The organism is Sorangium sp. So ce590, assembly GCF_051521365.1.
Classification (GTDB): domain Bacteria; phylum Myxococcota_A; class Polyangia; order Polyangiales; family Polyangiaceae; genus Sorangium.
In genome coordinates, this window is record NZ_CP150346.1 from 603,171 (window position 1) to 617,307 (window position 14,137).

The following is a 14,137-nucleotide window of genomic DNA, read 5'->3' on the forward strand; positions in this document are numbered from 1 at the left end:
ATGAGCGAGACCGTATTTCTCGGCCCCGACGCCAGCAGGACCTGCGCGAGGTCGCGCTGGGACTGGCTGGCGCCGCGGCTCCCCCCGGACCTCGAGCAGGAGGCGGTGAGGCGCGTCGCGTGGATGTCGCTGTGCACGCTCCTCGTGGGCGCCTTCGGCTTCATCGTGTCCGAGCTCATCCCGGGCCTCGAGCTCGGCCCTCACCCGATCCGCTTCGCGGTCTACCTGCCGTTCATGCTCTTCTCGGCGGCGCTCTTCGTCGCCGCGCGGCGTCGGCTGCTCTCGCCGTCGTGGATCGTCGATCTCTCGTTCGCCTACAAGATCCTGGGCGCCGCCTCGATCGCGGTCGTCACCAGCGCGCAGCCGTGGCCGGAGGGGCCGATGCTGCCGGGCTGGTCACCGGTGGCCGTCTGGGTGCTGATGTTCCCGATCATCGTCCCGGCCCCGAGCGTGCGCACGCTGCTCACCTCGACGATGGCGATCCTCACCGAGCCGGCGTGCCTCTGGGTGCTCGTCCGGTCGGACTTCATGGAGGTGCCCTCGCGCGAGGCGATGTTCCGGCGTTTCTTCCCGAGCGTCATCGCGCTGGCGCTCTCCATGTTCGTGTCGCGCGTGGTCTTCGGGCTGGGGCGCAAGCTCGACGCGGCGCGGGAGCTCGGCAGTTACCGCCTCGTCGAGCGGCTCGGCGGCGGCGGTATGGGCGAGGTGTGGCGGGCGAAGCACCGGATGCTCGCGCGCCCCGCGGCCGTGAAGCTGATCCGCCCGGAGGCGTTCCAGGGCGAGGCGGCGAGCAGCGGCAACGCGAAGGCGCGGTTCGAGCGCGAGGCGCAGGCGACCGCAGCGCTCCGGTCGCCGCACACGATCGACATCTTCGACTTCGGCGTCGCCCACGACGGATCGTTCTACTACGTGATGGAGCTGCTCGACGGCATGGACCTCGACACCCTCGTCAAGCTGGACGGCCCGCAGCCGCCCGCGCGGGTGGTCCACCTGCTCCGGCAGGTCTGCCATTCGCTCCACGAGGCGCACAAGGCCTTCCTGGTGCACCGCGACATCAAGCCCGCCAACCTCTTCCTGTGCCGCTACGGCGCGGATCTCGATTTCATGAAGGTGCTCGACTTCGGGCTGGTGGCCGAGCGCAGGAAGGACGCGGCCCCCTCCACGCTGACCGCGGACAACGCGATCACCGGGACGCCTGCCTTCATGGCCCCGGAGGTGGTGCTCGGCGATCGCCCGGTCGACGGCCGGACCGACATCTACGCGCTCGGGTGCGTCGCCTACTGGCTGCTCACGGGCGCCCTCGTGTTCGAGGCCGAGACCGCGATGAAGACGGTGCTGCTCCACGCGACGGAGGTGCCCGTCGCGCCGTCGAAGCGCGCGGCGCGCCCGATCCCGCCGGCGCTCGATCGCCTCGTGCTCGACTGCCTCGAGAAGGATCCGGCGAGGCGGCCGCAGTCGGCGCGCGAGCTGTCCGAGCGGCTCGCCGCGCTCCGCATGGACGCCGAATGGACCGAGCGGCACGCGGGGGCGTGGTGGGAGTCTGTCGCGCCGCCGTCGCTGGCGGGCCGGGCGGCCAAGGCGGCCGTCGACGCCTTCGGCTGAGCCCCGCGAGCGCCGGGCCAAGGTCGTCAGCGGATGTTGAAGTCGACGGTCATCAGCTGGCCGCCGCGCTCGATCGCGACGGACAGGTGGTCCGCGGTCCGGAGCCGCGCGTAGGCCTCCAGCGCCTTCTGCGGATCGGTGATGTCGAAGCCGTTGATCGACCTCAGCGAGTCTCCGCTCTCCAGCCCGAGCGACTCGAGCAGCGAGCCCCGCTTGATCCGGAGCTTCAGCCCGACGACCCGGCCCCCTTGCCTCTCCGGGATCACCCGGGCGGAGCGCATGAGGAGCGCCTGCTGCTCGAGGATCTGGTCGACCGCCGCCCGGTCGACGTGGACCTCCGTGGCGCTCACCCGCCGGATGCGGGCGGCGATCTCCGGGGGGATCGAGCTCATGCCGTCCTCGCTCCCGACCGGCCTCGCCTGAGGCCGCGGCGGCGGCGGTTCCGGCGCCTTCTCGCGCGCGCTCTTCCCGAGCTGCAGCTGGCAGCGCGCGCCGCCCGCGACGATCCAGACGCGGTCCCAGGCGATGCGCGCGAGCGTGCCGCCCGGCGCGTCGCCGCCGAGCCGCCGGAGCTGCGTCCGCCCGTCGGGGCCCTCGATCGCCGCGAACGACCACGCGTCGTCCTGCGAGGCCGCGATGAGCACCACGCGTCCGGCATCGCAGAGCGGATCGCTCCACGGATCGCCGCCCGCCTCGGGCGTGCGCTCCTCGGGAGCGCCGCCCGGCGGCGGGAGGAGCGGCCCCGTCGTCGAGTCGAACGGGTTGCGCTGCAGGATCGGGTCGGCGTTCGTGGCGTGGAGATCGTCGCGCTGCGCGCGGCGTTCGACCTGCGGCAGGGAAGCCATCCTGGAGGCTCTGTCCGGGATGATCGTCCTCCCGAGCAGGTGCGAGACCGCCGCTGCCTGAAAATAGGCTGCGGACGCGATCAGCGTGCCCGCGATCCACGGGAAGTGATGCTTCACAGCCGCATCCAGGTCCACGGATCCTGCTCTTTCTGGGCTCGCGCGCGCCGCCGCCGGGGCGAGCGCCGCGCGCACGCAGGTGTGGAGGCGACCGTGCACGATGCCGCCACCGGCTCCCCCTCTCGGGACGCAGAGCACCGCGCGTGCCGGCGCGCCGCGACACCGCAGCGCGCGCGATCACCGGCCAGAGCGCGCCTTGACCCGAACGGATCGGCGCGCTCCGGCGAGCGCCGCGCCGGCGTTCATCGAGAGAGCGTGTAGGGAGGGAGGTCTGGGACGGCGCTAGCCCGCGAGCGGATCGCTCAGGGCTTCGTCTCGGGCGCGCTGGCGGCGGCCGCGGGCTCGCCGCGGCCGCGGCGGTGAACCCAGGCGGCGAGGACCTTCCGGTCGTTCGCGGAGATCTTCTCCTCGAACGCCGGCATGTGGCCCTCCAGATCCTTGGACATCGCCGCCGGCGGGTAGGCCTTGCCGCTGCCGGGGTTCGTGATCTGCGCCTCGATCCACGCGACCGAGGCCCAGCCCCGGAGCTCGGGCGCGGCCGACTCCTCGTCGTCGGTCTTGCCGTCGAGCCGGTGGCAGCTCGTGCACCGCTGCCGGACCAGCGTCTCTCCCGGCGTCCCGGCGCTCGGCTCCCCGCGCGCCTGCGCCTCCAGGAACGCCGCGATCGTCTCCTGGTCGGCCGCGCTCATCGGCGTGAACATCTTCGCCGCCTCGGGATCCGCGGGCGGCTTGACCATCGACGGCATCATCTCCTTGAACGCCGTCTTGCCGAAGAGGTGATCGGCGTCGGGGTCCCTCAGCACCTCGAGCGCCCAGGCCTTCGTCCCGAACCCGGTGAGGTCCGGCGCCGTCTGCTTGTCCTTGGGCGGCCCGAGATCGTTCAGCCGGTGGCAGCTCGCGCACTCCTTCTTGTAGAGGTCCTCGCCGCGGATCTCGGGATCGTTGCGGAGCATCGCGAGCGCGCCTTCGGGCGGGACGCCCTGCTTGAACAGCGCCATCGCGCGCGCGGTCCGCTGGGCGTTCTGCGCCTGCGAGCGCTGGAAGCCCTCGTCCTTCGCGTCGGACGCGTACGACTTCGCCAGGAAGCCCACGGCCCCGAGGCCGATCAGGAACAGCGGCGCGAGCGCCGGCAGCCGCGCGCGGAGCGGGCCGGGCTTCCTGTCGATGAACGGGAGCAGGGCGAGGTACAGCCCGATCACCCCCGGCAGGCCGACCGTCGCGATGAGCTCCAGCGAGCCGGGGAAGAACTTGCGCAGCTCGAAGAGCGGGCGGAAGTACCACGCCGGGCGGGCGTTGTAGTCGCTGACCGGGTCCGCGGGCGCCTCGAGGGGGGCGCCGTGCTCGATGGCCGCGAGATCGAAGAGGACGACGAGCACGACCGCGCCGGCCAGGAGGATCATGCCGAGCTGCTTCGGGTAGAACCGGTCCGCCTTCGTGAGGTTGGCGCCGTGGGGCGCGCCGAAGCCGTGCTTGCGGAACAGCGCGAAGCTCGCGGCGAGCAGCAGGGCCGTGACCGCCGGCAGCACGAAGACGTGCAGGGTGTAGAGCCGCGTCAGCGTCATGTGGCCGAGCGAGCTGCCGCCGACGACGAGCTCCTGCGTGAGCGGCCCGACGACGGGGACCGCGCCCATGATGCCCGTCTCGACGCGCGTCCCCCAGTAGCCGTCCTGGTCCCACGGGAGCGGGTTGCCCGTGAAGGCGAAGCCGAGGATCACCCCGAGCAGGCCGAGCTTCAGGAACCAGCCGACCTCGCGCGGGGCGCGGTACGCCCCGTGGATCGCGATCTGCGCCACGTGGACCGCGATCAGGATGACGAGCGCCTGCGCTCCGAAGTAGTGGAGGCCCCGGATGAGCCACCCGGCGCGCAGGGTGAAGTTGATGTGCGCGACGCTCGCCCACGCCGTGGTCGCGCTCGGCGCGTAGGCCGACATGAGCAGCGCGCCCGTGACGGCCTCGACGAGCAGCAGCAGCGCGAGCGCGCCTCCCCAGACGTAGCCGATGCGCGCGCCGCCGGGGATGGGCTCGTCGAGCAGGCGACGGAGCGGCTCGCGGTACCCGATGCGCTCGTTCAGCCAATCGCCGAGGCTCATCCTGCGATCTCCTCGAGCGCGGCGGTCCCGTCACGGTAGCGCCGGTAGTCCACCTCGACCCAGCCGTCCACGACGCGCGTCGCGAGCGGATCCATCGGGCGCGGGGACGGCCCCGTCTCCGGCGCCCCCGACAGGGCGAAGCGCGACGAGTGGCACGGGCAGTTGAAGCTCTTCTTGTCGCCGTGGAGCTCGATCCCGCAGCCGAGATGGGGGCACGTGGCGCTCAACGCGCGGATCTTCTCGCCCTCCCGGATGATCCAGATCGCGCCGAGCATCTGGTCCTTCGCGACCGTGAAGGCGTCGCGCTCCTCGCCGATCACCTTGAGGCGCCGCGGCTCGTCCGGCGGCAGATCCGCGAGGCGCCCGACCCGGACCCAGCGCTCGCGCCCGCCCGCCGAGCCGGCGTTGCCAGCGGCGGGACCGGCGATGAAGCTCGCTGCCGGCACGGCGATCGCGCCGGCATAGGCCAGGCCGCCGAGCGCCACCAGCGCCTTCAGGGCGCCGCGCCGCTCCTCGGGGGGCGGACCTCCGAAGGGCGCGCCTGCGCTCGCGGGCACCCCGTGAGCCCCAGGTTCGTTCGGCAATCCATATCCCGGGTACCCAGCGGCACCAGGTTCCTTTTGCGTCGGCTCTGCCATCTCGTAGGCTCTCCCTCGCTCGCGCCGCTCTCCGAAGGCCCACTCAGACTCGGAGCGGGACTCCGGCGGCCGAAGCGGACGGCAGCATATCGAAAATACAGGCGTAACGTTGAATCCTCGCCATCGCGCCCACCGAGGCGATCGCATCGCCGCCGGCTCAACCGAAAGTTCTCTTTCAGGTGTTCAGGTCCCGCTGGCTCGGTTCGTCGCCGCAGCGCTCACGATGTGCGCGGCGCTCGGGGTTTCCGCCTGTGCCGCTTCGCGTCAGCCGCCGGCGTGCACGCGTCCCGATCTCAGCGGCTGCGCCATCGAGGAGGTCTCCTTCGACGGTGACGAGGTGATCAGCGGCGACGAGCTCGCCGGGCGGATCGCGACGGCCGAGAGCTCGCATCTGCTCGGCGGCGTGCTCCAACCCGTGCCAATCCTGAGCATCTGGGACGCGCTCACGGTCGAGTACGAGCGCTTCGATCGGTTCGTCCTCGAGCGGGACCTGGCCCGCATCGAGCGGTACTACCGGGCGCGCGGGTTCTACAACGCGCGGGCCCGCGCGGCGCGGGTGCAGCGCACCGGCGGCCCCGGCAAGGAGGGGCGCGTGCGGGTGCGCATCGTCGTCTCCGAGGGACAGCCGGTGAAGATCGCGTCGGTGGACCTCCAGTGGCGGGACTGGACCCTGGAGAAGGGCAAGGACGTCGCCCGGCCGGTGACCGAGGCGAAGGGCCGGCTCCGGATCGGCGAGCGCCTGGACGAGGACGAGTACGAGGAGCTGAAGAAGACGCTGCTCCGGGTCCTCACGGATCGCGGCTTTGCCTACGCGACCGTCGAGGGGCACGTCGACGTCGACCTCGTGAAGAACGAGGCGCGGGTCCGCTACACGATCGAGCTCGGCCCCGAGAGCACGTTCGGCGAGGTCAAGCTCGAGGGGCTCGGCGAGCTGCCGGAGGCGCCCGTCAGGACGGCGATCGGCATCGAGGAGGGCGAGCGTTTCTCTACCGCGGCTCTGGCGGACGCGGAGCAGGCGCTGGCCGACTTCGGCGTGTTCGGCGCCGTTGCCGTGAAGCCCGAGCTCGCGCCCCCCGGGCAGCCGAGGAACCCGGTCGTCCCCGTGACGTTCTCCGTGGAGCCGGCCGCGCTGCGCGCCGTGAAGCTCGGCGGCGGCGCCGAGGTCGGCTCGCGCGTCGAGGCGCACCTCGTCGCCGGGTGGGAGGATCGCAACTTCCTCGGCGGCTTGCGGCGCTTCAACATCGAGGCCCGGCCGGGGCTGGTCTTCTATCCGGTGGAGTTCGCGAACCTGTTCGGCAAGGAGCTCGGGGACACGTTCCGCCTCCTGCCGGAGATCCAGCTGCGGTCCGAGCTCCGCCAGCCGGGGGCGTTCGAGCGGCGCACGGCCGCGGTGCTGCGCGGCTCGTTCAAGCTCTATTGCCCGCAGACCGGTGAGTTTTGCACCAAGCCTGGCCAGAAAGCCGCCACGGGCGAGGGGGAGTCAGGAAGTGCTTCAAATCCTCCTCAGGAGCCCTCGGACCACGCGATCGTCGGCTACCGCGAGTACGTCGGTTCCATCGGCCTCGAGCGGCCCTTCCTGAAATCGGACCTGAACGCGGCCCTCCTCTACAACGTTCAGCTGAACAGTCCGTTCACCTACAACCCGGCACCGTTGCCCCCGGGTTTCGGGACCCTCTTCATTCCTTACCTCCAGGCGCTCGTGTCCTATGACCGCCGTCTGAACCGGGCGGGGAAGCCCGACCGGCTCACCCCCCATCACGGCTACTACGTCGCGCTGGACACGCAGCTGGCCGGTTATCTCGGGTTCGACACCGCGCTGGCGAAGGCCGTGGTGGGCGAGCAGGACGAGAGCAACAAGCGGTTTCACTCCGCGCGCGACATCCGCTTCCAGCCCGAGTTTCGCGCCTACCTCCCCGTCTCGAGGCGATGGATCCTCGGCTTCCGCCTGATGACCGGGTGGCTGTTCACGGGCGACTACGGCGACGCCTCCCTGGATCCAGCCGCGTGCGACGCCCTCGGGGGCGAAGCCAGGAACACGTGCCAGAGAGAGGTGGGGGCCGACCTGCAGCTGATGCAGTTCCGCGGGTTCTTCAGCGGCGGCGCGACAAGCAACCGCGGATACGGGTACAACGAGGTCGGCCCGCACGCCCGCGTGCCGAGCCTGACAGCCGATGAGAACGCGAACGCCGAGGACGCCCCCCTGGTCCCCATCGGGGGCAGGCTGCTCTGGGAGGCGAGCCTCGAGCTCCGGATACCGCTCGGCAAGAGCTTCGGCACCGTGATCTTCGCCGACGCGAGCGACGTCACCCGGGAGCACCGGCTGTTCCGCCCGGACGCGCAGCGCCTGCACCTCTCGACGGGCGTCGGGCTGCGCTACACAACGCCCGTCGGCCCGCTGCGCTTCGATGTCGGCTACCGCGTCCCGTGCATGCAGGTGCTCGGCGTCTGCGATGAGACCCAGGCAGATGGCTGGCCCGACGACGAGAGGCGTCCGGGCAAGCTGTTCGATGTGCTGCCCGTCGCCGTGAACCTGGCGATCGGCGAGGCGTTCTGATGTCCAGGGTTCCGCCCGGCGGGCGGCGGCGCGGCCCGCGCCTGACGGCGGGCCGCGGAAGCAGGCTCAGCCCTCTTCTTCCTCGACGTTCCAGGCGGACAGCGCGGTCATCCCGATGGCGACGGCGCAGCCGCCGCACAGGGCGGGCTCCTCGATCCGGAGCTCATCGCCGCGCGACCACACGTAGAGGCCGCGCCCGGCGGGCTCTCCCTCGATGGCCGCGTCGCACACGTCGCAGCGGAGCTCGGTGGCGCCCGAGGCTGCTTGACGCGCGCGCAGCGCGCTGTCGGCGACCGCGTCGACCGAGATGCAGATCGGATGAGTCAATGTCCCCGTGAGCCGGTACTCCGCGTTTGCGGTTCCCTCCGGCGTAGGGCGGGGGTCCAGGTTCGCGGTCCCCTTCAGAGCACCTTCAATCACATCCACCTCCGGCGGCACGGCCGAATCTAGCTCAGGCCGAGACGGGACGCACGAGAAGGCTGCGCCTGATCCTCGTCAGGGGTGTTCCAGGGCGCAAATGTAGGCGAGTACGCGGAACCGTGCGCCGCGGAGCCCCGCGGCGCGGCGGCTCCGCGTGCGTTCGCAACGGAATATGGAGGGGATCAGACGCTGGCGGACGCGACCGTCTGGGAACCGGCGGCCTCCTGGGAGGCGGCGTGGCTGCCGGCCGAGCGATCGAGGGCGCAGCTCTCCTCGAGCAGCTCGACAACGTCGAGCTGGCGGATCGACTCCTCCTTGGACTGATCCTTGAGGCCGTCGGTGATCATCGTCTGGCAGAACGGGCAGGCGGTCGCGATCGTCTTCGCCTCGGTCTGGAGCAGCTGCAGCGTCCGCTTGACGTTCATGCGGTCCTTGTTCTGCTCCTCCATCCACATCTGCGCGCCGCCGGCGCCGCAGCAGAGCCCCTTCTGCCGGTTCCACCCCTCGGCCTCGACGAGCTGCAGGCCGGGGATGCGCTTCAGGATGTCGCGCGGCTGCTCGTACACGTCGTTGTAGCGGCCGAGGTAGCAGGAGTCGTGGAAGACCACCTTCCCCTCGACCGGCTTCCTCGGGACGAGCTTCTTCTCGGCGACCAGGCCGAGCAAGAAGTCCGTGTGGTGCACGACCTCGAATTTCGCGCCGAAGTCCGGGTACTCGTTGGCGAGCGTGTTGAAGCAGTGGGGGCAGGTCGTGATGATCTTCCGGATGCCGCCCTGCTCCTTGTAGCCGTTCAGGGTCGCGGCGTTCTGCTCGGCCAGCATCGCGAAGAGGTACTCGTTGCCCGCGCGGCGCGCCGGATCGCCGGTGCAGGTCTCCTCCTGGCCGAGGATCGCGAAGTCGACGCCGGCCGCCTTCAGGAGCCTGGCGGTCGCGCGCGCGATCTTCTTCGCGCGGTCGTCGTAGCTCGCCGCGCAGCCGACCCAGTAGAGCACGGGCGCCTGCGGCTTCTCGGCCAGGGTCGGGATCTCGAGCCCCTCGGCCCAGTTGCCGCGGTCGATGCGCGCGAGGTTCCACGGGTTGCCGTTGACCTCCATCGCGTTGAACGGATTCCCGAGCTCGGCCGGGAACTCGCCCTTCACGAGGACCAGGTGGCGGCGCATGGAGACGATCTTGTCGACGTAGCTGATCATCACCGGGCACTGCTCCTCGCAGGCCCGGCACGTCGTGCAGGCCCAGAGCACGTCCGGGTGGACGACGTTCGCCACGAGGTCGACCGGTTTGTACACCGCCTCCGGGACCGGGACCGGGTTCTCCGGCGCCGCCTGCTCCGCGTGCCCGGCGCCTTCCTGCGCCTCCGCTCCCTGGCCTTCCTGCGCCGCTGCGCCGTCGCCGGCTTGCCCGTTCGCCTGGGTCGCGTGGCCGTCGCCGGCGAGGCCCCTCGGGCCGCCCGGCCGGTTGATGAACTCGCTCTCCCGGCCGTACAGGTGATCGCGCAGGTCGAGCGTGAGCTGCTTCGGGCTCAGGATCTTGCCCGTCTTGTGGGCCGGGCAGTTGTCGCTGCAGCGGCCGCACTCGGTGCACGTGTAGAAGTCGAGGATCGCCTTCCAGGTGAAGTCCTCGATGCGTCCGATGCCGACCGGCGCGGCCTTCTCGGGCTCCTCGGCGGCCTTCATGACCATCTCGCCGATCGCCTCGGCGTTGCCCGCGACGAGCGGCAGCCGGCCGCGCGGGTCGAGGGCGCGCGTGAAGACGTTCGGGATCGACGTGATGATGTGGAAGTGCTTCGAGTGCGGGAGCAGGTTCATGAACACGAGCACCAGCGTGACGTGCGTCCAGAACCCGATGTGCGCGAGGACGACGAGGGTCCCCGGGCCCGCGCCGCCCAGGAGCACGGCGAACAGCGAGCCCGCCGGGGCGGGGAACAGGTGCCAGCGGAGCGCCGCCGGGTCCGCGGGGACGCCCGCGAACGGGGCGGTCACCGTGGCGATGCGCTCGCAGAGCGTCGCGTCGTCGGGGCCGCACGCCGCCGTGAACCCGCGGTGGTGCAGCGCCAGCGCGGCGCCGTCATAGAGCATGTCGGCCACCATCATGGTGACGATGATGCCGAGGATGAGCAGCCCCTCGCCGGACAGGGTCATGCGCCGCTCGCGCTTGATCGCCCGGTAGTAGATGAACACGAGCGCGCCGGCGACGACCAGCGTGGCCATGACGTCCTTCACGAACTCGTAGATGCCGCCGAGCGGCACCGCGCCGATGCCCGGCAGCCGCACCGGAGCATGCCCCAGGATCCAGAAGTCGAACGCCGGATCGAAGCCGCGCCCCCACAGGATCGTCGTGCGGAGCAGGAGAACCAGGAATCCAAAGAAGATGAGCTTATGCGCCAGCCCGGCGAGCGGGTAGTAACCCATCTTTCGCTGGCGGAAGGCATACTCCCAGGTGCCTTTGAGACGCTCGGCGAGCCGGTCGAGCCGGTCGTCCTCCCCGCGCCCGACCTTGAGGAGCTGCCAACGCCGGTTGGCGCTCCACGCAAAGGCCGCGAAGAGGCCGACGAGCAATGTGAGCATCCAAATGGGATTCATTCGCGGGACGTCTCCGGGTGTAAAATGGCCACATCTTTTAAGGTGGGGGGATGGTGGACGTCAACCGCGCGGCGGCGGTGAAGAGCGCGGAGCGTTGTCGCCGGATGCCTTTCCTGCAAGGGCGGATACGCCGGTGCGCGATCGCATCGCGGGTCGCGTCGCGCTTTGGCCGGGAGGCGCGGCGGTGCGCCTCGCGCGCCCCGTCAGCGGCTCAGAGCGTGAACTCGACGCTCTTCTCCTCGCTCGCGGGGGAGGGAGACAGGTCGAGCGCCATGCTGTACGAGCGCTGGCCGACCCGCGCGCTCAGGCGGACGCGGATGGGCGCCGTCGCGTCGTTCAGCTTGTCGAGCCGCACGACGACGCGGTAGCGGCCCCGGGCCGGCTCGCCCTCGGTGAGGAAGACGTTTTCCACGTTCTGCTCCTGGCACTCACCGCTCACGCGCGGGCAGTCGCGATCCTTCATCAGGCCGCTCGCCGTCGGCTCCCCGACGCGGGCGAGCTCTCCCGACGGGTCGTAGACGTTGAGATCGACGTCGGCGTCGGCCTCTTCCCAGGCGATCGTGAACTGGAGGATCCCGGTGTGGAGCCCGCACCCCTCGTCGATCACGCCGTTGCAGTTGTTGTCGCGGGCGTCGAAGCAGAGCTCGACCCCCGTCGGCGTGCAGGCCATCTCGAGCCCGACGCCCTCGGGGACCCGGAGGTCCTTCGGCTCGAGGGGCGGCCTGGGCGGGGGCGGCGGCACCTCGATGCAGCCGGCGAGGGGCAGGGCGACGAGCGGGGCGACGAGCGCCGCGCGCAGCGCGCCGCCGAGCGCCGCGCGCGCGACGGCGAGGCGCGCGAGGAGGCCGCGGGGGGCTGGCGGGCGCGGGACGGCGCCGCGGGCGTGGCGCTCGCGCCGCGGAGGACCGGGGCTTCGCATGGGGTGCTGCATGCTACCCGCCTTCCGGCTCCTTCGGGGCGCCGGCGCCGCGCTCTTCGCGCGCGGGCCCCGCGGGCGGCGTCCGCGCCTTGGGGCCGCGCGGCTTCGGGGGAGGGGGCGGCGCTCCTCCGAGCGGCACGGGCAGGTGCATGCCCCGCGCGGCGAGGATCTCCGCCGCGTGGGCGACGGTGAGCACCAGCGCGCGGGCGTAGAGCCTGATCTGGGTCGGCTCGGGCAGATCGCCCGGCCGGCCGTGCGTCGCGTGCTCGAGCAGGATCGCCGCGGTGACGCTCACGTTGAGGCTCTCCGCGAAGCCCCGCATCGGGACGCGCACGGCGCGGGCGCATGCGGCGGCCAGATCGGGGCGGATCCCGTCGCGCTCGTTGCCGAGCACCAGCGCGAGGCGGGGGATGCCCGCGAGATCGCGCGGGGTCAGCTCGCCGTCCGGGTGCGTCGCGACGAGCTCGTGCCCCGAGGCGCGGAGCGCGGCGATCGCGGCCTCGGTGGTCGCGTGCGTGCGCACGTCGACCCAGCGCTCGGAGCCGCGCGAGACGGTGTTCGAGACGAGGAACGGCTCGGCCCGCTCGATGATGTGCAGCCGCTGCAAGCCGAACGCGTCGCACGAGCGGAGCACGGCGGCCCCGTTGTGCGGGTCGTGCGGCGCGTCCATGGTCACGGTGACCGCGTCGAGGCGCGACGCGATCACCCCGCGCAGCCGGGCCCTGCGCTCGTCCGTGACGAACTCCTCGAGGATGCGGGCGATGGCGGCGGCGTCGAGGGCATCGAGCGCGGCGAGCAGCCTTCGCTGCTCCTGCGCGACGAACGAGCAATTGGGGGTCGAGCGGCGCATGGACGGTTCGGGGCGCCTCTATAGCGCGGCGCGCGCCCGGAGGCTGCGGCGCAGCGCGGCCTTGAGGACCGCCTCCCGCCGCCGCGGTCCCTGCCTGCGGCGCCGGCGCCGCGCTTTGCCGGACCACCGGCGACGGCGGAGCGGTCCGGCGTTCAGGGATCGATCGTGATCGCGACCCGCTCGCCCTCTCCGTACTCGACAACGGCGCAGTCGCCGGGGGAGCCGTCTTCCCAGACCAGGCAGACGAAGTCGACCTCGGCGTCGAGCGCGATCATGGGATGGTGCCACACGCCGGGGCGATAGGTGATGCCCTGGGCGCCGTGGGCGATGAAGGCTGCGAGCGTCGTGAGGTCGGGCCGGTCGCCGCCCAGGGCGACCACGACCAGGTAGCGCCGCGCGTTCATCGGCACGAACGCCTGCGTCGAGCCGGGGTGCTTCTCGAGCAGCGCGATCGGGAGCGGAAAGCTCGCGCGCGGGGCGCAGCGGAACACCGAGACGTTCAGCGCGGCCTGCGCGGGGCGGAGGTTCTCGATCGCGGCGAGGTGATCGAAGCGACGGGCGGTCCCCTGGTTGGCCGGCCTGCCGGGCTGGCCGTGCGGCGAGGCCATGAGGATGTCGCCGTACGGCGCATAGGCTGCAGGGCTGAGCGAATGGGCTGCGATGCGCGGGCGGTGGCTCATCGGAACGGGCGGCTGTGGCGGTGTGCCACGCGTGTGGCCCTCCTGCAGCGAGAGCGCCGGGCTGCGGGCACGATCACGAGGGCGAAGGGTATCACGTCGCCGGAGTCCCCGCGGCGCGGCGCCCCCGTGAGCGGCACGGGGCCGGGGTCTTGCATGACGTGGATCGACGCCGTCCCCGGCGGGTAATGCAAGCGACCCTGGAGCCACTCATGCGGATTGTTCACAAAGCGACATTTCGGAAGCGCCTCGCGGTGGTTTCCCTCTTCCTGGCGGTGCTCGCCCTCATGACGTCGGTGGTGGGCTGCCAGCGCTACGACCTGCTCGTCGAGAAGGATCAGATCGCGGCCCAGAAGTGGTCGGATCTCGAGGCGAACCTCCAGCGGCGTTACGACCTCGTCCCGAACCTCGTGGCGGTGGTGAAGGGGTCGGCCAAGCATGAGGAGCAGACGCTCTCGAGCGTCGCCGAGGCGCGCGCCCGCGCCACCGGCATCCAGCTCAAGGCCGAGGACCTGACGGATCCCGAGAAGGTGCAGGCCTTCCAGAAGGCGCAGGAGCAGCTCAGCGGCTCGCTCTCGCGGCTCCTCGTGGTGCAGGAGCAATACCCGGACCTCAAGGCCAACCAGAGCTTCCACAGCCTCCAGGTCCAGCTGGAGGGCGTCGAGAACCGGATCCTCCGAGCGCGCGAGGAGTACAACCAGGCAGCGCGCGAGTACAACGCGGAGCTCCTGAAGATCCGGGGCCAGGTGGTGAACAAGGCGACGGGCCAGCCGTTCAAGCCGCGCGTTTATTTCACCGCCTCTCCCGAGGTCCAGTCGGCGCCCAAGGTTTCGTTCTGATGACGAG

At 71.5% G+C, this 14,137-nt stretch carries 11 protein-coding genes; 3 read left to right on the forward strand and 8 right to left on the reverse strand.

Features of this window, described 5'->3' with window-relative positions; translation table 11 throughout:
* The gene (locus WMF28_RS02305; protein ID WP_437600384.1) at positions 1 to 1,602 is read left to right on the forward strand and encodes a serine/threonine-protein kinase; all 1,602 of its coding nucleotides are present in this window, start codon (positions 1 to 3) and stop codon (positions 1,600 to 1,602) included.
* A gap of 26 nt (positions 1,603 to 1,628) precedes the next feature.
* Here WMF28_RS02305 and gspC read toward each other — a convergent pair whose 3' ends face one another.
* The 3 genes from gspC to WMF28_RS02320 form a co-directional block, all read right to left on the reverse strand.
* Positions 1,629 to 2,564, reverse strand: coding sequence for a type II secretion system protein GspC (gene gspC, locus WMF28_RS02310; RefSeq protein WP_437600385.1), 936 nt, complete (start codon positions 2,562 to 2,564; stop codon positions 1,629 to 1,631).
* Between the two features lie 302 nt (positions 2,565 to 2,866).
* Entirely contained in the window at positions 2,867 to 4,654 is a 1,788-nt protein-coding gene (locus tag WMF28_RS02315) for a cytochrome b N-terminal domain-containing protein (protein WP_437600386.1), read from the reverse strand.
* Positions 4,651 to 5,211, reverse strand: a complete 561-nt coding sequence (locus WMF28_RS02320; RefSeq protein WP_437600387.1) for a ubiquinol-cytochrome c reductase iron-sulfur subunit — start codon at positions 5,209 to 5,211, stop codon at positions 4,651 to 4,653. The genes WMF28_RS02315 and WMF28_RS02320 overlap by 4 nt, the downstream gene beginning before the upstream one ends.
* Positions 5,212 to 5,515: 304 nt before the next feature.
* On the opposite strand from WMF28_RS02320, the gene WMF28_RS02325 reads away from it, so the two are divergent.
* Positions 5,516 to 7,846 carry a BamA/OMP85 family outer membrane protein gene (locus WMF28_RS02325; protein WP_437600388.1) on the forward strand — a complete coding sequence of 777 codons (2,331 nt, stop codon included), beginning with the start codon at positions 5,516 to 5,518 and terminating at the stop codon, positions 7,844 to 7,846.
* A 66-nt stretch (positions 7,847 to 7,912) separates the two neighbouring features.
* Here the strand turns inward: WMF28_RS02325 and WMF28_RS02330 are convergent, their stop codons facing one another.
* The 5 genes from WMF28_RS02330 to WMF28_RS02350 all read right to left on the reverse strand — a co-directional run bounded on the left by WMF28_RS02330 (position 7,913) and on the right by WMF28_RS02350 (position 13,294).
* Entirely contained in the window at positions 7,913 to 8,266 is a 354-nt protein-coding gene (locus WMF28_RS02330) for a hypothetical protein (protein WP_437600389.1), read from the reverse strand.
* 182 nt (positions 8,267 to 8,448) lie between these two features.
* Positions 8,449 to 10,830, reverse strand: coding sequence for a (Fe-S)-binding protein (locus WMF28_RS02335; protein WP_437600390.1), 2,382 nt, complete (start codon positions 10,828 to 10,830; stop codon positions 8,449 to 8,451).
* A gap of 226 nt (positions 10,831 to 11,056) precedes the next feature.
* Positions 11,057 to 11,764 carry a hypothetical protein gene (locus WMF28_RS02340; protein WP_437600391.1) on the reverse strand — a complete coding sequence of 236 codons (708 nt, stop codon included), beginning with the start codon at positions 11,762 to 11,764 and terminating at the stop codon, positions 11,057 to 11,059.
* Between the two features lie 13 nt (positions 11,765 to 11,777).
* Complete coding sequence (locus WMF28_RS02345; protein ID WP_437600393.1) at positions 11,778 to 12,614, reverse strand: TrmH family RNA methyltransferase; 837 nt, start codon at positions 12,612 to 12,614, stop codon at positions 11,778 to 11,780.
* Positions 12,615 to 12,766: 152 nt separating this feature from the next.
* Positions 12,767 to 13,294: an ureidoglycolate lyase gene (locus WMF28_RS02350; RefSeq protein WP_437600394.1), complete on the reverse strand. Its 528-nt coding sequence runs from the start codon at positions 13,292 to 13,294 to the stop codon at positions 12,767 to 12,769.
* A 251-nt stretch (positions 13,295 to 13,545) separates the two neighbouring features.
* On the opposite strand from WMF28_RS02350, the gene WMF28_RS02355 reads away from it, so the two are divergent.
* Positions 13,546 to 14,130, forward strand: a complete 585-nt coding sequence (locus tag WMF28_RS02355; protein WP_437600395.1) for a LemA family protein — start codon at positions 13,546 to 13,548, stop codon at positions 14,128 to 14,130.
* The last annotated feature ends 7 nt before the right edge of the window (positions 14,131 to 14,137 follow it).

Bases quoted from the DNA above. Each gene is read 5' to 3' on its own strand.
- WMF28_RS02305 (WP_437600384.1), top strand. From the start codon at position 1: ATGAGCGAGACCGTATTTCTCGGCCCCGACGCCAGCAGGACCTGCGCG.
- WMF28_RS02315 (WP_437600386.1), bottom strand. From the start codon at position 4,654: ATGAGCCTCGGCGATTGGCTGAACGAGCGCATCGGGTACCGCGAGCCG.
- WMF28_RS02325 (WP_437600388.1), top strand. From the start codon at position 5,516: ATGTGCGCGGCGCTCGGGGTTTCCGCCTGTGCCGCTTCGCGTCAGCCG.
- WMF28_RS02335 (WP_437600390.1), bottom strand. From the start codon at position 10,830: ATGCTCACATTGCTCGTCGGCCTCTTCGCGGCCTTTGCGTGGAGCGCC.
- WMF28_RS02340 (WP_437600391.1), bottom strand. From the start codon at position 11,764: ATGCGAAGCCCCGGTCCTCCGCGGCGCGAGCGCCACGCCCGCGGCGCC.
- WMF28_RS02345 (WP_437600393.1), bottom strand. From the start codon at position 12,614: ATGCGCCGCTCGACCCCCAATTGCTCGTTCGTCGCGCAGGAGCAGCGA.
- WMF28_RS02350 (WP_437600394.1), bottom strand. From the start codon at position 13,294: ATGAGCCACCGCCCGCGCATCGCAGCCCATTCGCTCAGCCCTGCAGCC.